General features: G+C 44.5%; 11 protein-coding genes. 3 read left to right on the forward strand and 8 right to left on the reverse strand.

Annotated features, from left to right (window positions below):
- The first annotated feature begins 66 nt into the window (after positions 1 to 66).
- The gene (locus AAFP14_RS04815) at positions 67 to 4,965 is read left to right on the forward strand and encodes an ATP-binding protein (protein WP_341731173.1); all 4,899 of its coding nucleotides are present in this window, start codon (positions 67 to 69) and stop codon (positions 4,963 to 4,965) included.
- A 287-nt stretch (positions 4,966 to 5,252) separates the two neighbouring features.
- A complete protein-coding gene (locus tag AAFP14_RS04820) occupies positions 5,253 to 5,969 on the forward strand; it encodes a biliverdin-producing heme oxygenase (protein ID WP_341731174.1) in 717 nt (238 codons plus the stop codon).
- 291 nt (positions 5,970 to 6,260) lie between these two features.
- Here the strand turns inward: AAFP14_RS04820 and AAFP14_RS04825 are convergent, their stop codons facing one another.
- On the reverse strand, positions 6,261 to 6,941 hold the full coding sequence (locus AAFP14_RS04825) for an S-layer homology domain-containing protein (protein WP_341731175.1): 681 nt from the start codon (positions 6,939 to 6,941) through the stop codon (positions 6,261 to 6,263).
- Complete coding sequence (mfd, locus tag AAFP14_RS04830) at positions 6,928 to 10,428, reverse strand: transcription-repair coupling factor (RefSeq protein WP_341731176.1); 3,501 nt, start codon at positions 10,426 to 10,428, stop codon at positions 6,928 to 6,930. The genes AAFP14_RS04825 and mfd overlap by 14 nt, the downstream gene beginning before the upstream one ends.
- Before the next feature lie 291 nt (positions 10,429 to 10,719).
- Between mfd and AAFP14_RS04835 the strand changes: the two genes are divergently transcribed.
- On the forward strand, positions 10,720 to 12,051 hold the full coding sequence (locus AAFP14_RS04835) for a hemolysin family protein (protein ID WP_341731177.1): 1,332 nt from the start codon (positions 10,720 to 10,722) through the stop codon (positions 12,049 to 12,051).
- 205 nt (positions 12,052 to 12,256) lie between these two features.
- On the opposite strand, the gene AAFP14_RS04840 is transcribed toward AAFP14_RS04835, so the two are convergent.
- The 6 genes from AAFP14_RS04840 to AAFP14_RS04865 all read right to left on the reverse strand — a co-directional run bounded on the left by AAFP14_RS04840 (position 12,257) and on the right by AAFP14_RS04865 (position 18,921).
- Positions 12,257 to 13,585, reverse strand: a complete 1,329-nt coding sequence (locus AAFP14_RS04840) for a hypothetical protein (protein WP_341731178.1) — start codon at positions 13,583 to 13,585, stop codon at positions 12,257 to 12,259.
- Positions 13,586 to 13,611: 26 nt separating this feature from the next.
- A complete protein-coding gene (locus tag AAFP14_RS04845) occupies positions 13,612 to 14,973 on the reverse strand; it encodes a hypothetical protein (protein ID WP_341731179.1) in 1,362 nt (453 codons plus the stop codon).
- 13 nt (positions 14,974 to 14,986) lie between these two features.
- A complete protein-coding gene (locus tag AAFP14_RS04850; protein WP_341731180.1) occupies positions 14,987 to 16,219 on the reverse strand; it encodes an SGNH/GDSL hydrolase family protein in 1,233 nt (410 codons plus the stop codon).
- Between the two features lie 4 nt (positions 16,220 to 16,223).
- Entirely contained in the window at positions 16,224 to 16,388 is a 165-nt protein-coding gene (locus AAFP14_RS04855; protein WP_190734603.1) for a DUF5989 family protein, read from the reverse strand.
- Positions 16,389 to 16,796 (reverse strand): SxtJ family membrane protein, encoded by a 408-nt coding sequence (locus AAFP14_RS04860; RefSeq protein ID WP_341731181.1) that lies wholly within the window; start codon positions 16,794 to 16,796, stop codon positions 16,389 to 16,391.
- A gap of 181 nt (positions 16,797 to 16,977) precedes the next feature.
- Complete coding sequence (locus tag AAFP14_RS04865) at positions 16,978 to 18,921, reverse strand: carbamoyltransferase family protein (RefSeq protein ID WP_341731182.1); 1,944 nt, start codon at positions 18,919 to 18,921, stop codon at positions 16,978 to 16,980.
- Between the last annotated feature and the right edge of the window lie 30 nt (positions 18,922 to 18,951).

Here is an 18,951-nt window from a genome sequence, read left to right on the forward strand (position 1 = left end):
ATTTTAGAAGTTTTCCCATTTTAGAAGCTTTTGGGGCTTTAGCCTCATTATTGGAGCTATTTTTGTATGACCAGCAGCTACAGCGCCGACCAAATTCAAGTTCTCGAAGGTCTCGAAGCAGTCCGCAAACGACCGGGGATGTACATCGGTACCACCGGCCCGCGAGGACTCCACCATCTAGTTTATGAGGTTGTTGACAACTCGATCGATGAAGCGCTGGCTGGCCACTGCACCCACATCGAAGTTGACATCAACGCCAACGGTTCCGTTACCGTGACAGACGACGGACGGGGAATTCCGACCGGCATCGTTGCCAAAACTGGCAAATCGGGAATAGAAACAGTAATGACTGTACTCCACGCCGGCGGTAAATTTGGCGGTGGCGGCTACAAGGTTTCTGGAGGATTGCACGGTGTAGGTATTTCGGTGGTGAACGCGCTGTCGGAGTGGGTAGAAGTCACCGTTTGGCGCGACCAAAAAGAACATTTACAGCGCTACGAAAGAGGCAATCCTGTAACCGAACTGAATGCTAAGCCCTACAAAGGAAATCGCACCGGCACTTCAGTTTCTTTCTTGCCAGACACTCAAATTTTTAGCACAGGCATTGAATTTGATTACACTATACTTGCCGCACGTTTGCGAGAACTAGCTTACTTGAATGCGGGCGTTAAAATTACTTTTGGCGACCACCGTTTGGAACTGCTCAAAAGTGGCGAACCTCGCATCGAAACTTACTGTTACGAGGGTGGCATCAAGGAATACATCGCCTACATGAACCGCGAAAAGCAGCCTTTGCATGAAGAAGTGATTTACGTGCAAGGCGAACGCAATAACGTGCAAATAGAAGTGGCTTTGCAGTGGTGTGTGGATGCTTTTAGCGATAATGTTCTCGGTTTTGCTAACAACATTCGGACGATCGACGGTGGCACGCACTTAGAAGGTTTGAAAGCTGTTTTGACGCGGACGATGAATTCGATCGCCCGTAAGCGCAACAAAATCAAAGAAAATGAACCTAACCTCGCCGGTGAAAACGTCCGGGAAGGTTTGACAGCCGTTATTTCTGTCAAAGTCCCCGACCCGGAATTTGAAGGTCAAACTAAAACTAAACTGGGAAATACTGAAGTTCGGGGCATTGTCGATTCCTTAGTTGGCGAAGTATTAACCGAATATTTAGAGTTTCGCCCCCAAGTAGCCGACGCTATTTTGGAAAAAGCAATTCAGGCATTTAAAGCGGCGGAAGCAGCCCGTCGCGCCCGCGATTTAGTCCGCCGTAAATCGGTCTTAGAATCGTCTCCATTGCCCGGAAAATTAGCGGACTGTAGCTCCAGAGACCCCGCCCTGTCTGAGATATACCTGGTCGAGGGGGATAGTGCTGGGGGCTGTTTTTTTTCATTTCAGGAAATAATATTAGCTGACGGTACGACAAAAACTATCAAAGAGATAGTTGACGAACAAGCAGAAGGTAAAGAACACTTTTGCTACACGATTCGCGACAGTGGAAACATTGGGCTTGAGCGGATAACTAACGCTCGGATGACTAAAACAAATGCTGAAGTCATCAAACTGACATTAGACAATGGGGAGACAATTACTTGCACTCCCGACCATCTATTTATGTTGCGGGATGGCACTTACAGAGCAGCAGCAATGCTGACACCGGAAGATTCGTTGATGCCTCTTAACCGCAAGTTGTCTGAAAAAAAATCAAACGGGCAAGGACTTAAGGGTTATGAAATGGTGTGGAATCCAAACACTGATAACTGGATTTACACTCATCTTTTATCGGATTTTTACAACCTAAAACACGGTGTCTATGAATCATCTGAGGGCAATCACCGCCACCATGTTGATTTCAACAAACTCAACAACAATCCGACAAATATTCAGCGATTGCCTGCTGAGGTACACTTGGCTCTTCACCGCGCGAATCTTGAGAAAACATTGCACCGCCCGGATGTAATTGAAAAGAGCCGTCAAATTCACATGAGTGAAGAATTTCGGGCGATGATGAAAGAGCGGATGCAGGAGCCGGAAACGCGGCAAATTCTTTCGGAACAAGCGAAAGCTCAGTGGGAAGATGAAGAGTATAAAGCTTACATGACGAAGAAGTGGCGCGAGTTTTACGATTCTAATGAAGCTTATCGCGAACAAAATCAGGAACTGTTGGATCGAGCGCAACAAGAATATTGGAGTTGCGAAGAAAACCGTTTAGCTCAGTCGGAACGGGTTCGGAATCATTTTGCGAACAATCCTCAAGCGCGGGAAACTCTTTCACAACTTGCTAAAGAACAATGGCAAGATGAGAATTTATTAGAGTGGAGGCGTGAAAAAACGAAGGAACAGTGGACACCAGAGTTTCGCCGCAAACGCAAAGCTGCTTTGGATGAAACTTATTACCGCAAAACTCTGGAAGCTTTGAAGGCTGTTGAGATGAAAATGGGCTGGGTTGATGTTGATTATTACAATCTCTATCGCCGAACCAAAAAAGATAAGTGTTTGTTGAAGTATGAGACTTTTTGCGATCGCTATTTTGGTGGAGACGCACTCTATGCTCGTCAAGCAGTTCGGAACTACAATCACCGCGTGGTCAAGATCGAAGCCGTAGCAGAACGCTATGATGTTTATGACATCGAAGTTCCCAACAGCCACAACTTTGCATTAGCTGCGGGAGTCTTTGTTCATAACAGTGCTAAACAAGGGCGCGATCGCCAATTCCAAGCCATTCTCCCATTGCGGGGTAAAATCCTCAACATTGAGAAAACAGACGATGCCAAAATCTACAAAAATAACGAAATTCAATCGTTAATTACAGCCCTGGGTTTGGGCATTAAAGGCGAAGAATTCGATCCGGCACAATTGCGGTATCACCATATAGTGATTATGAGCGTAGCAGGGGACGAACCAACACTGGTGATGGACGATACAGGACGCACCGAATTTGTCACCATTGGTGGGTTTATCGATGACTGCGTAGAAGGCCGCCGCGCTGCCGATCGATATCAAGTGATGTCTTTCGATCAAACTACTCATGCTACTCGTTTTCGCCCTCTGAAAGCCGTGATTCGTCACGGACATGAGGAAGGGATGTATAAACTAACAACGCGCTACAATCGATCGATCAAAGTGACATCATCTCACAGCGTTTTTGTCTTTGAAAATAACGAAGTTATTCTCAAAAAAGGTAACGAAGTTAAGCCAGGAGACCTCCTAGTTGCCAGTCGGCGTTTACCTCGTCCAGCAGCAAGCCCAACGCAGATAGATTTGTTGGAAACTTTCTATAGTGCTGAGTTAACCAAATCACTTTATCTCAAAGGTGAGGACGTGCGAAAAGTTGCAAGTCAGCGTGTCTTGGCAAAAGTTTCTGTCCCCGATCAATGGAGTGAACCGCGAGTACAAATAGATGCGGAAGCGTGGCAAAAATTAATCGCACAGCGCGAAGCAATCGGCATTACCCAAAAGCAAGTTGCGGCTTCCGTGGGAGTAAAACAGCCAGTCACAGTTAGCCAGTGGGAACGTGGAATCAGTCGCCCAATTTTATCTCACTTCTTGACTTATCTTGAAGCAATTGGTAACAGTGACAATGTTGTCTACGAAATGCTGCCGTCGAAAATTGACGATCGCCTCGCTCAAGATGATACCAGCAAAAATGCCCGTTGGCGCGAAGTTAGCTGTTACAAACCGCTCGATGACTTCACAGCCAGCGAAATAGCACAACTGGGCGAAGATGTGCAAATTGTGCCACAAGCACACAGCGACAAAGCGTTTGCACGCTACCTGCCAATCAGTCGCGAATTGATTTGGTTCCTGGGCTGGTATGTAGCTGAGGGAACTCTCAGCCAACATCAAGTTAGTCTTAACTTGGGCAAAAAAGATCAGCGGTTTATTCCTGAAATGATTGCTGCTATTGAGTCGGTATTTAACGAAACACCTCGCCAATATAACGACCCAGACAGTGACGGAATTAAGCTCTACTTCCACAGCGTTGCAGCGGCGCGATTAATCCAAGCTTGGGGTTTAGGGAAACAGGCACATTTGAAGCAACTGCCAGATATTGTGTTTAGCTTGACAGAAGAACTGCAAATGGCTTTTCTCGAAGGCTATTTCCTCGGCGATGGTACAACAGGAGGCAGTCATTTATCCCTGACAACTAATTCTCCCAAGCTGAAAGATGGGTTGCTTTATTTGTTAGGACAGTTGGGGATGATTGCCAGTCCAACTCGTCACGAACCCTCTACTGCTGTAGATGCGGAAATTCAAACGCGACATCCCTATTATTCGATCGCAATTTGTAGCAAAAATCAGCTCGAACTGTGCCGCCAAATTTGGCATCGACACGCCAATGCCGATCTGATTGAAGCACATCTAGCACGCCCTAGTCGCAAATCATCGGACTACGTGCCAATTAGCGATGATTTGATGGGACTGAAAGTGATTTCGGCTGAGGAGATTGAATTAGTAGGCGACTATGTTTATGATTTCTCCGTCGAAGATGATGAAAACTTTGTCTGCGGTACTGGCGGTTTGTGCGCCCATAACACTGACGCTGACGTAGATGGAGCCCACATCCGCACGCTGTTGCTGACTTTCTTCTATCGCTATCAACGAGCACTTGTAGAACAAGGTTACATCTACATTGCTTGTCCTCCTCTGTATAAAGTGGAACGGGGACGGAATCATTACTACTGTTATAGCGATCGCGAAATGAACAATTTGATTCGGAATGAATTCCCGGCGAATGCGAACTACACGATTCAGCGGTTCAAAGGTTTGGGCGAAATGATGCCGACACAGTTGTGGGATACCACGATGAACCCGGAAACTCGGACGCTGAAACGGGTGGAAATTGACGATGCTGCTGAGGCCGATCGCATCTTTACCATCTTAATGGGCGATCGAGTCGCACCCCGGCGCGAATTCATCGAAACCTACGGTCCCAAACTCAACCTGCTGGACTTAGACATCTAAGTTAGTCAGTAGTCAGTAGTCAGTAGTCGTCAGTAGCTAACAACCAATGACTGACGACTACTGACTAAACTGTTTGTGTCTTTGACAGCAACCGCCAAGATGCTGAGGACGTTTTCAATAGCCCAAACCATTGATTTTCTGCCTTCTGCCTTCTGCCCAGTATAAGTTTTGTTATAAAAATTAATACAATCTCTCATTAAATCAGTCTAAGGTAATAACTTAGGTATTTTTTAGATTGTTGGCGCATCCATCGACGACCACGAAAATAGAAAGTTGGACAATATATTATGAGCATCAATTTAGCGACCAAATTGCGTGAAGGAACGAAAAAATCTCACACAATGGCAGAAAATGTCGGTTTTGTCAAGTGCTTTTTAAAAGGCGTTGTAGAAAAGACATCTTACCGGAAATTAGTAGGCAACCTCTACTTTGTATACTCCGCCATAGAAGAGGAAATGGAACGCCAAAAACAGCATCCGGTAGTTTCAAAAATTTACTTTTCTGAGTTGAATCGGAAACAAAGTCTAGAAAAAGATTTGTACTATTACTACGGCGTGAATTGGCGGGAACAGGTAGCTCCCTCAGCAGCAGCAACAGCTTACATCGAGCGAATTCACAAGATTTCAGCCACCGCACCAGAACTGTTAGTGGCTCATTCTTACACTCGCTATCTCGGCGATTTATCCGGCGGACAAATCCTCAAGGGCATTGCTCAGCGGGGAATGAACCTTACCGAGGGAGAAGGTACTGCTTTTTATGAATTCCAGGATATTCCTGATGAAAAAGAGTTCAAAACTAAGTACCGTCAAGCAATGAATGAATTGCCCATTGACGAAGCCACAGTAGAGCGAATTGTGGACGAAGCTAATGCGGCTTTTGGCATGAACATGAAGATGTTCATGGAGTTAGAAGGCAACTTGATTAAAGCGGTTGGTCAAATGTTGTTCAATACCCTGACGCGGAAACGCGGTGGTGGGAGTACCGAATTGGCTACGGCTGAGTAAGTTAAAGTTCCCTGACGATAAGTTTAATCTCGTTAAGAGAGCAAAATTTGAAATCCTGGGGGTTTGATGGCTGGTTTTACAGTCACCAGAGCTCCAGGATTTTGCATTGTGGGCGATCGACTTTCTCGATCGCTTCGAGACACTCGTGTCATATCGTTTCCGGTTGTATTGGAATGATTTAACCTTACTAGAACACAGAGGACACAGAGTCCGAGAATAGAAATCTGAATAATTCAGATGCTACCGGATTTGATATAAAAATTACCCAGATGCTCCACTATACCAAAAGATTCAACGTCCCACACCCCGATTCGGAGGTTCCTCCGGCACCGTTGGTGAAGCAGACCTCGCCTGTCCCTCCAAATACTTGTTCAAAGCGTAAGCAATGTCGCCACGAGTCATCGGCTTCAAAGGATTAATCTTATTAGTTCCCAATTCAATATTGACAAAACCTTCATAAAGTGCAGTCGCCAGAGACTTTCTCGCCCAATTAGGGATTTCCGCCGCATCTGGATAATTAGCTAAAATCTCAGAAACATTAACATCGGGAAACTGAAAAACACCATAAGCTTGAGCAAAAATCGCTAAAGCCTCAGCACGAGTCACCCTTTGATTCGGAAAAAACATTCCATCGCGATATCCAGTCATAGTTCCCGTTTTCAAAACAATTTGAATCGCACTATAGGCCCAGTAACTTTTAGGTACATCTGGCAAGTCCCGATCGGCTTTCTGAGAAGTTTTCCGGTGTTCTAAACCAAAAGTTTTCACCAAAATTGTAGCCAACTCCGCACGACTCACAAAACCCTCAGCATTAAAATTGCCACGGGCATCCTTAGTCATCAATCCCGCAGTCACCACCCGCTCAATCGGGTCAATCATTAATTGAGCTTGAACGGCTGTCGGGATTCCTTGCAATAGGGCGATCGTAAAAAAAAGGCTAACTAAATTTTTCACGATTTTAAAATAAAACATTGGCTTCCGGCAAAGCACCCTGCATCTTACCCAACCAATCAATCAAATTATCCAATTGCTTGTCCGCAGTCAAAACGGCCATCCCTCGAATAGTAACCTTTCCCTTGCTGTAGACAAAACGAGACTGCAAATGTTCCGGCAAATTAGCCTTAAGCAACAGCCAAGCAGGCTCCTCCATAGATGTTTCCAAAACAATATGCTGCTTATTTTCCACTTTAATCCTAGAAAAACCAATTTGCTTAGCAATTTGTTTGAGTTCAACAATACGAATAAGTTGTTTTGCAGGAAGAGGAATCGGCCCATAACGATCGCACCAATCAGCCTGAATCTGCTGCAACTCTTGGGTCGTACTAGCAGAAGCAACAGAACGATAAGCACTCATCTTCTGATCCAAATCCCCAATATAATCAGCAGGAATAAAAGCCGTCAAACTAAGGTCAATTTGAGTATCTTCAACCTTGGGAATTTCTTGACCCTTAATTTCGCGAATTGCCTCCTCCAACATTTCAGCATACAAATCAAAGCCGATCGCCTCCATTTGACCAGACTGTTCCGTGCCCAAAATATCACCCGAACCCCGAATTTCCAAATCCCGCATCGCCAACTGATAGCCCGAACCCAACTGAGCGAACTCTTGAATCGCCCGCAACCTCTGCCTTGCAGCATCAGTCAACTGACTTTGCTTAGGATACAACAGCCAAGCATGAGCTTGAATACCCGCGCGTCCCACCCGTCCCCGCAACTGGTAAAGTTGACCCAAACCAAACCGATGGGCGTCTTCAATCAAAATAGTATTGACACGAGGAATATCCAAACCAGACTCAATAATAGTGGTGCAAACCAAAATATCGAAATCCGCCGCACTAAAAGTCAGCATAATCGATTCCAATTCCGAAGCATCCATTTGACCATGGGCGATGGCAATTCTCGCAGACGGAACCATCACCTGCAACTGAGCAGCCAACTCCTCAATCCCCTCAATCCGGGGCACCACATAAAAAACCTGACCACCCCTGTCTAACTCTTGACGAATAGCCGATCGTACCGCTTCCGGGTCATAGGGAGCCAAATGGGTCTGAATCGGTCGCCTACTCGGAGGCGGAGTCGCAATCAAACTCATTTCCCGAATCCCCGACAGCGACATATACAAAGTCCGAGGAATCGGCGTCGCAGTGAGAGTCAGAACATCCACCTCTGTTTTGAGAGCTTTAATAGCTTCCTTTTGCTTAACCCCAAACCGCTGTTCTTCATCCACCACCAACAAACCCAAATCCCGAAACTTAATCGCCTTACTCAAAACAGCTTGAGTACCCACAATCACATCTAACTCCCCAGTAGCCAAACGCTTATGAATCTCCCGGCGTTCCGTTTCAGTGCGAAAGCGATTGAGCAAACCAACTTGAATAGGATAAGGCGAAAAACGCTCTGAGAGCGTGTGATAGTGCTGTTGGGTCAAAATCGTCGTCGGCGCAAGCATAGCCACCTGCTTGCCCGCCGTAACCGCCTTAAAAATCGCTCTCAGAGCCACTTCCGTCTTACCAAAACCGACATCACCACAGACCAAGCGATCCATAGGTCGATCGCCCTCCATATCCCGTTTCACATCCTGAGTTGCCTTCAACTGATCCGGAGTCGGCTGATAAGGAAAAGAATCCTCCAACTCTTGTTGCCAAGGCATATCAGGAGGAAAAGCATACCCTGTTTGTTTAGCTCTTTTAGCATAAAGATTCAACAAATCCACCGCTAATTTCTTAACAGCTTTGCGAACCTTTGTTTTAGTTTTTTCCCAAGTTTGACCTGTGAGTTTGTTAAGTTCGGGCACTTTATCAGCTACAGTCCGAAACCTCGACAAAGCCCCCAATTGGTCAGCGGCGACTCTGAGAGTACCATCAGCATATTGAATCAGCAAATACTCGCGAGTTTCGCGATCGATCGTCAAACGCTCCAACTTAATAAACTTACCCACTCCATGCTGACGGTGAACCACAAAATCACCAGGACTTAATTTATTCGGGTCTACTTGTTTAGAAGCAGCACGACGACGCTTGCGAACATAGCTAAAAGTAGCTAGAGAATGTTGACCGTAGAATTCCCGATCGCAAATCAAAACAATCCGAAAAGTAGGCAGAATAAAACCTTCCAATTCAGCCAAACCGCTGTACTTCAAAGCAACCGGAATATGCTGCAATTGCAACTTATCGATCGCCAAATAATCCCGCGGATTCACCACAAACTGAGCCGGACAGTCATGTTCCGAAAGCAGAGAAACAGAGCGACTCGGTTGAGCCGAAACCAAAAACACCGAAAAACCGCGATCGCGCTCCTCCCTGAGCATTTGAGATAACTTAGCAAACTGGTGAGGCATCACCGGCACCGGGCGAGAAGCCAAATTAATCGCACCAGAAACAGAAACAGAAGATTCAGCCAATTCCGAAAGATAAAGTCGAGGAAAAGCTTCCACATCCGCCATAGACTCAACAAAAGAGCGGTGAATCTTAGGAACAGAAACAATTAAACTTTCCCATTGCTCCTGAGCACCTTCAAACCAACGATCGCAGTGAGCCTCACACTGAGCCGGTTCATCAATAGCCACCAAAGTATTTGACGGCAAATAATCCAAAAGAGAAGCAGGCTGCTCAAAAGCCAAACCCAACAACCCCTTAATCACCTTCCCTACCCCTTCTTCCCCCTCTTCCCCCTCTTCCTTCGTGCCCTTGGCGCCTTCGCGGTTCGTTAGTAAACTCAACCTTTCACCCAAAGCCCCCCGCACAATCCCGCCAAAATCCGTAGGAGTCAAAACCAAGCGATCGATCTTATCAAGAGAACGCTGAGAAGACGGGTCAAACTCCCGAATTTGCTCCAAATCATCCCCAAACCATTCCAGACGCACCGGCAACTCCGCAGCCACCGGAAACACATCCACAATATCGCCCCGACGACTCCACTGGCCCTCCATTTCGACTAGAGGCACCCGATCGTAACCCATCGAAACAAGTTGGCGGTCTAAAATCTTCGAGTCTTGAACCATACCTCGCGCCAAAGTCAGACAATAGGGTGCAAAAGCAGCAGGTGGTGGCAAATGACACTGGAGAGCTCTTTCTGTAGCGACAATCGCCATCGGCTTAGAATTAGTAGTGATTTCTGGTTGCTGAACCAAATCCGCCAGCACCTGCATTTGGCCCCAAGTCATTTCGCTCTCATCGGAGTAAGATAGCTCGTAGGGCGAAGCCTCCGAAGTCGGGTAAAAATGCACAGTCTGCCAGCCCATCGCCTCCAGCCCCGCCACCCAGCGGCCAGCTTCTTCCAGAGTTGCTGTGACTACAAGTAAACTTTGCCCCTCTTGCTGTGCGAGGGCTGAAGCTACCAAACCTTTGGGTAGGCGGGCTACGCCGGAGAGTTGCACGTAGCCATGACGCTTGAGTTTGTTGAGTAGTTCTGTGGCTAGGGGCGATCGCCCTAGAGTCCGAATGATTGAAGAGAAAGTCATGGGCTGTTAATTTTTAATCCCCGATCGGCAAAGGCTCTTTCTCTTTGCCTGTTAAGGAGATTGTACGACAAACATCATTGATTGTGTCGAGGAGCTGTTGTCGCCGAGGAACTTAACAGGGGGTTAATTTTTGCTCTAATATATCCAGGCTGCGATCGAAACGAGCGAGTTCCGTTAATCTAGGTACAGGATTGATAGCAACAAAATTTCGATTTTGCCATCGAGATTGACAGCTTTCAGGCCTCTCCTTTAACCGGGCTGTGCTTGCCGTTACCACTGATAATTTTAGAAATGTCCCCAAGTACCGACCTTCTGATTGTTCTGCTGCTGGTTTTCCTCAATGGCTTATTTGTGATGTCAGAGATGGCCATCATCTCAGTACGCAAGGTAAGACTGCAACAGATGGCCAACCAAGGTTCGACCAATGCCCGCGTCGCATTGGATCTGGCTAATGCCCCCAATCAGTTCTTACCCACAGTCCAAATCGGGATTACGCTGCTGGCGATTCTGTCGGGCGCTTTTGGAGAAACGACTATTGCTAAAAGAGTAGAGCCTTTGTTGCGACTGATTCCGGCTCTAGCGCCCTACTCAGGGGCGATCGCCTCAGTCATCGCGATTTTAACCATAACTTATCTAACCATAATTATTGGCGAACTCGTGCCCAAGCGACTGGCACTCAACAACCCAGAGCCCATCGCCTCCAGCGTAGCCATTCCCATGCGAATGCTCTCCAAAATAGGCGCTCCTGCGGTTTATCTGTTAAGTTATTCTACTGAATTAGTGCTGCGGCTCATGGGGATTTTGCCCTCCACAGAACCGCAAGTTACAGAAGAAGAAATTAAAGTTTTAATCGAGCAAGGAACCGAAGCCGGCACTTTTGAAGAAGCCGAACAAGATATGGTAGAAAGGGTTTTTCGTTTGGGCGATCGACGAGTCAGCGCCTTAATGACACCGCGCCCCGATCTTACCTGGCTCGATCTCGACGATTCAGTAGAAGAAAATCGCCAAAAAATGCTCGGCAGCGGTCATTCTCGGTTTCCCGTGTGCCACGGAGGCCTCGACAACGTTGTCGGTTTAGTACACGTTACAGATATGCTGTCACGGACTTTAACTGGTCAACCCCTCGATTTAAGCGCTTCTCTACGAAGACCTTTATTTGTACCAGAAAGCACGCGGGGTTTAAAAGTATTAGAACTTTTCAAGCAATCTAGCAATCAAATAGCCTTGGTAGTAGACGAATATGGCGTGATTCAAGGATTGGTTACAGTTAACGACATTTTAGTCGAACTCGTGGGGGAATTTCCCTCTATTGAAGATGCCGACGAGCCACAAGCCGTCCAACGAGAAGACGGTTCTTGGCTGTTAGATGGAATGCTACCAGTTGAAGATTTTTTTGAGTTATTTGGCATCGAAGAATTGTCAGCAGAAAACAAAGGAAGTTACCACACAATGGGCGGTTTTGTGATTACAAATTTGGGCAAAATTCCCGCAGCCGCCGATCACTTTGAGTGGAACAATTTGCGTGTCGAAGTAGTCGATATGGACGGGAACCGAGTTGATAAAATCTTGGTAATGCCGATCGACAAAGCAACGAATCTAGCCCCAAGCAATCCAAAAACTTGACACACTCCCACATCAAGCCGAGTACAGCTACTTGTGCGATCGCGTAGCCGAAGTATGATGTGGGCTTCTTAACAGCCCTAGCGAGGACGTACCCGACTCCTTAGCCAAGAAGAATTCACCTCTCGTTCAGACCACTTGGTGAGGGAATAAACTAGAGAATAACATCCATCTTAGTTCCTTGTCACCCATACCCACAGACTCTGGCTCATCGCTTCTTCTTATTTTTTTCATCCTGCCGCAACACTTCTAAAATTGAACTACCCACATAATTACTAAAAACCACTTCTCCCGCTTTGTTATAATGACAGCAGCTATCGACATAAACAGCATCTTTAGTCTTGTCAAAAACCTTAACCCCATTAAATATATTAATCTTATTTTTTTCTAAATTAGGCAACTTTTTAAACAGAGCCGGATATCCAATTTCCACTGCCTTAGCATAGGGAGTATCCTGATTAAAAGCAATCTGCTTTTCTGCTGGGCTAAACACCCTTTTTGTCTGATAATACTGATTGGGCTGGAGTACATGAACATAAGGCACATTGCTAGCCGACAAAACTTTGTGCATAAAAATTGAACTCTTCGCCCAATTCCATGCCATTTCTTCAAATGCTACCGCATCCTGTGCCACAGATTTATTAGTATTAAGGTAAATAACGCTCCCATCGTCTTGTTGTTTAGTGCGTTCTTTTTCAAACTTAATCACATCGGTTTTATAATTATTTACTAAGTTTTGAATATACACTGAATAGAAAGCATCACACGCCGCCAAACTACAGTGTTGCAAACTTTCCAAAGCCTGATTAATCTTAGCTTTATTTTCTTTAATTCTGATAGTTGCTTTCATCGCTTTTGTAGAAAGGCTATTATTCGCCAAGTTAGTCAACGGCAAGACATGCTGAATGCTTGGCATCGCTAAATCGACCTTATTTTTATTGTTTAAATTAGAAAGGGCTACTTCATTGAAGCCATCTATATTTACAACCAGATCGAATTCTTGACGAAGGGCTAAGAAATAGTTTAAAATTAACAATTGTTGGGGCTGTTTATAGCCTCCGGTAGCAAAAGACAAAATTACAAATTCTCGATTTTTCAAACTAGGCAACTGCTTGATATATTCAGGCAAAATTTTATTCTGGATTTCAAATATTGAATAATTAGAAGCAACAGAACCGCCAAATACCCCAATAATAAATTGATTTTTGTTAGTCTTTTTCAAAGGGTAATCGTAAGGAGAAATAAACCCATAGTTATTTACTTTAAAACCGGGGCGAAAATCCGCACTCGGTTTTTGAACAAATCCGAAAAAAGGATGAAATCTTTCGACTATAGACTGATTTAGCCGGACTCCTTCTAAATTAATGCCCAAGGCAGATTTATCTAACGGCTTTTGTCTGGTATAGAAAAATTGCTTGTGCTTGACAAAATACCATCCCAAGGAACCCACCTCTAGGAAAGCCAGTAACAACAGTAAATTAATCAAAGCAATTTTGATTATTTCTTGGTTTTTATTAAAAAAATTTAAATTTTTCATGTCTTTTTATAGCAATAAATAATTGTTTATTTTTTGGGGCTTTCTTTGACTGGTGTGCTAGTTGCTGCTGCATTTCTCACTACTTTAATAATTGAACTGGAAATATAGTTGGCAAATAATTCCTGTCCTACTAAATTATAGTGACAGCAAGCATCTTTGTAAACAATTTCTTTTGTATTGTCCAAGATATTCACTCCACTAAATACATTTACTCCCGCTTTTTGCAAATCATCAACTTTTGACAAAAGCAGCGGATAGCCTTTTGTTACCCCTTCCATGTAAGGACTATCTTTGCTAATGGCAAATGCTTTTTCCTTTTGGGGAAATATCCGTTTGGTTTGATAATATTGGTTGGGCTGAATAAAGTGAAAATAAGGAATTCTTCTACTTGATAAAATTTGATTCATCATTATCGAAGAGTCGTACCACATGGATACCATTTTGCTAAAAGCATCAGTATCATCTAAAACAGTATCAGATTTGGGAATATAGACAGTACCGCTATTTTTGGGGTCGCTTTTAGACTCTTTTACTTGTTTGTCGTACTTGAGAATTTCTTGTTGGTAATCTTTGAGTAATAGCCTCACCTGTATTGAGATAACAGCATTACACAACGCCAATCTACAATTTTGTAATTGAGCAATGGTTGTTCTCAATTCTTTTTTATTTTCATTTATTTTCACGATGGCAGCCATAGCTTCCGGCGACAAGTTATCATTAGCTAAATCCGTTAATGCCTGTACGTGTTGAACGCTGGGCATTCCTAGGTCTAATTGGGATTTGTTGTTTAAATTTGACAAAGCTACTTCGTTAAAACCGTCAATATTAACTACCATGTCAAACTCTTGACCAACAGCTAGAAAGTAGTTTAAAATCAATAATTGTTGGGGCTGTTTGTAACCACCATTGGCAAAATTTAAAACAATAATTTCTTTGTTGGCAAATTCTGGATAAGTTTTTAACTTCCTAGATAACATGGTACTTTCGTATTCATCCACGGCGAGGTTGTTGGCTACCGAACCGCCAAAAATCCCGATAATAAATTGATTTTTACTGGTTTTAGCAAAAGGATATTGTAAGGGAGTATAAAAACCGCTCTTGTTGACTTTTAAATTATATTTTTTATTGCTAAAAGCACCTTGTTTAATGACATAGCCAAAAAACGGGTGCAGTCTTTCAATGGTGGAGTCATCTAGCCGAATTCCGATTCTTTGAATGTCCTCTACTACTGGTTCTTTTGTTTTATTTCGGGTATAAAACAATTGATTTTGAGTGAGGAAATAAAAAGCTAGGGACAAAGATTCCAGGCAAATAAATATGATGGTAAAATTAATAGCGATTACACTAAAGAAATTTTTGCCTTTGTTTATAGCTGTTGAATCTTTCATCAGATTTGACATACTAGCGTTGACCCTTTGAAAGTTGAGATTGTTTCAAATTTTCACATAAATTTCGATTAATCATGATGCTAGCTAGCCGATGTCCAAGTTGATTCCAGTGGCCTCCACAGTTGACATAATTCTCGAAACCGTGGGCGCAAACCTGATGTTTGTCAGTGTATGCTTGAAACTGTTCGGCTAAACTCAGCACCCTAAAACCCTGGGTTCTACCCAAGTTGTCTAGTCGGCGATTGGGGTAAAACAAGTCCTGAATGTTGTTTTCTTTGATGAACTTTTGTCGCATGGCAACATCTGGGTGAACCTGAGTTGGATCGCCTATGGTTACAACTAAGAAATCAGCTTTTTTTTGGACTACTTCATCCCGCATTGTCAAAATCAAACCCTCTGTAATTTTCCAAGCATCTTGCCAAGCTGCATCGGTTGGGGCCTTAAAATTCTGGGTGCTTAAGTTTGTAAAATCATTCGATAACTGTTGCTTTTTTCTCTCTAATTCTACCTTTTTCACAACTTGCAAAATGCGGGAGTTGTTGACTAACCAAGTGGGTAGTTTGTCGATCGCAGAAACGGCATAACGGTTGCGATCGATGGGAAGTAGAGTCCGAAAAGACATATCTGGAACTAACTTACCACTAGCATCATACACAAAAAATGGTCGATAGCGATCGTATTCTAGTTGGGGTGAATTATTAATGACATCATTGCCAATAAAAAAAGCCAGGACTACAATATCAGGACTGTAATCCCACACTTTTTTCCGCAACATAACTAATTCTTGAGCTGTGCTGTAACCCTGGACTCCAAAATTGATGACTTCAACTTTTTTGCGTCCTTTGACGGCTTCGCAATTGGTCAGTTTCCGTTCTAATTTTGACCAGAAAGTTTCTTCGATAGGTACGTGAATGGCTTCGGTGAAAGAATCCCCCAAAACTGCTACTCGCAAAGTATTTGGAGGTTTAGCTTTGGTGTGTTCGCGATCGCGCAAACCGTCGCTATTCACCTGCACAAAACTCGCGCCTTCGCCCTTCCACTCCCCTGACACACCGGGTTTGAGTTTCCAGCCCAAATCGCGATCGGCAGTATGGAAACCTGTTGGTGCAGAGTCTACCAAATCTCCTATTTTGGGATAGCCTTGAATCCCAGCAACTCGCAATCCCAATTCACCAATTATCACCCCCATTAATAAACCGCCGAGTGTCAAACCTAAGTTGACGCCCAAAGTCTTCAACTTGCTCATTCTGTCAAAACAAAGTGTAAATAAAGGGAGCAATTACAGAACCTTGACTGAGGACAATCAAAGCTCCTAAAAATACTAAAGTGACAATTAAGGGCAACAGCCAATACTTTTGGCGTTCTTTCATAAACGCCCACAAGTCTTTGAGAAAGTCTAATGTTGATTCAAACACTTAAAAAGGACGCTCCATACTAACTTTGTTTCTGGCTTTACTGGGGACGCGGTAAGTATCCATTTTGGGATTTAGTTTACGTCGCATTGCATCTTCGCCAAATAGGCTTTTAATTACTCCCATTGGCCACACTATCAGGTAAAAAACTATCCCCAGAATAATCGGAGTTTCGATTTTGTTAAGGATGAGTCCAAACCGCATCCAAGCGTGATAAACGGGATTCAGGGATTTTGGCGCAACCAATCCTAGCACAACTAGCACTGCACCGATCGCCCAGGGCAACCAAGGTAGGGGATGACGGCGCAATAATGGTACTACTAAACCGAATAGCAGTGCTATCAAACCGCCGATGAGGAGTCCGAAATCGCGCAAGCCTTTTTTATCGAGTTTTTTAATTTCGTCGCTCATGGGAAATAAGGAAGAAGGAAGAGGGAAGAAGGAAGAGGGAAGAGGGAAGAGGGAAGAAGGAAGAGGGAAGAAGGAAGAAGGAAGAGGGAAGAGGGAAGAAAGCCCTTCGACGCTTCGACTCCGCTCAGCGCACCGATAACTAATGACTAATGACTAATGACTAATGACTAATGACTAATAACTAATCTAGTTCAAATTCATTTTTCCAAGCATCATCTTGTTTCCAAGGAATTTGTTCGGATTTAGAAAGCAAGAAATTCTCCAAAACCAGATAGTCCATTTCAGTACGCATGAAACAGCGATAAGCATCCTCTGGAGTACAAACAATCGGTTCGCCACGGACATTAAAAGAAGTATTAACTAAAATCCCACATCCCGATCGCTTTTCAAAGTGACTAATTAAGTCATAGTACCGAGGATTAGTTTCCTTGTGAACCGTTTGGACACGCGCCGAGTAATCAACGTGAGTAACAGACGGAATCTCGGAGCGCGGAACGTTGAGCTTGTCAATGCCAAACAGTTGTTCTTGTTCGGGTGTCATCGGAATGCGGAGACTGGTTTTGACAGGAGCCACCAATAGCATATAAGGGCTAGAATGATCCATCTCAAAATAATCAGCCACACGTTCGGCTAAGACTGACGGCGCAAAAGGTCGAAAAGATTCCCGATATTTAATTTTCAGGTTCATGACCGACTGCATTTTAGCATTGCGGGGATCGCCAATGATCGATCGACCTCCCAGAGCCCGCGGGCCAAATTCCATCCGTCCTTGGAACCATCCCACCACATTGCCCTGTTCCAGAATTTCTGCCAACTGCGGCATTAATTCGGCATCATCCAATCGATGATAGCTAGCTTTGACAGCATCCAAATATTCGAGAATTTCTGTGTCAGTAAACTTTGGCCCCAAATAAGAACCGCGCATTTGGTCGCGACAAGTTAAATGAGCGATAGACTTAGTAACAGTTGCCACTGGTGGGTTGGTAGTGAGAACTTCAGTCCGCTCCTCCTGGAGTTCCTTTAATGGGAATCCATCACCTGGAACAGTACGAGTTTGTTCGCAATACTGATACCAAATCGCCAAAGCCGCACCCAAAGCACCGCCAGCATCTCCTGATGCCGGCTGAATCCAAATATCTTTGAAAATGCCTTCCCGCAAAATGCGGCCGTTAGCTACGCAGTTAAGAGCAACGCCACCAGCGAGGCAAAGATAATCGACATTCAATTCTTTTTTAACTGTTCTGCAAAGCCGCAACACAACTTCTTCAGTGACAACTTGAATGGAAGCGGCAATATCCATTTCTCGCTGAGTTAATTTCCCTTCAGCTTGGCGTGGCGGGCCTTCAAACAGTTCGTCAAACTTCTGATTGGTCATGGTTAAGCCAACTGTATAGTTGAAATAATCCATGTTTAAACGGAAAGTTCCGTCATCTTTGAGGTCGATTAAATAGTTGAGAATTTTGTCTACATATTTGGGTTCGCCGTAGGGTGCTAAACCCATGAGTTTGTATTCACCTGAGTTGACTTTGAAGCCTGTGTAGTAGGTGAAAGCGGAATAAAGCAAACCCAAGGAGTGAGGAAAGTCGATTTCCCACTCAGGAGTTAGTTCGTTGCCCTCTCCCAGCCAGACTGAGGTTGTCGCCCATTCTCCCACGCCGTCGAGACACAAAACGGCGGCTTTGTGAAACGGGCTGGGGAAAAATGCTGAGGCGGCGTGGGATTGGTGGTGTTCGGTAAATAGTAGAGATGGTTTGAGTTTTGAGGTTTTGCAGTTTGCCATTTCTGCAAGTTCTCTTTTGAGCATGGTTTTGAGGTAAAGCTTTTCTTTTAGCCAGATGGGCATGGCGGTTAAGAAAGAACGAAAACCTTTGGGTGCGTAGGCTAAATAGGTTTCGAGTAGGCGCTCGAATTTGACTAAGGGTTTGTCGTAAAATACTATTCGATCGACTTCCTGTAGGTCTATTTGTGCTTCTTTTAGGCAATAGGCGATCGCATTCTTGGGAAATCTGGCATCGTGTTTTTTGCGGGAAAATCTTTCTTCCTGCGCTGCGGCGATAATTTTTCCGTCGCTAATTAAGGCTGCGGCGCTGTCGTGATAGTACGCCGAGATTCCAAGTATGTTCATCGCTCTCCTCACAAATCGCTATGCGTTTGC

The organism is Microcoleus sp. EPA2, from assembly GCA_020882975.1.
In the GTDB taxonomy this organism is placed as follows: Bacteria; Cyanobacteriota; Cyanobacteriia; order Cyanobacteriales; family Microcoleaceae; genus Microcoleus.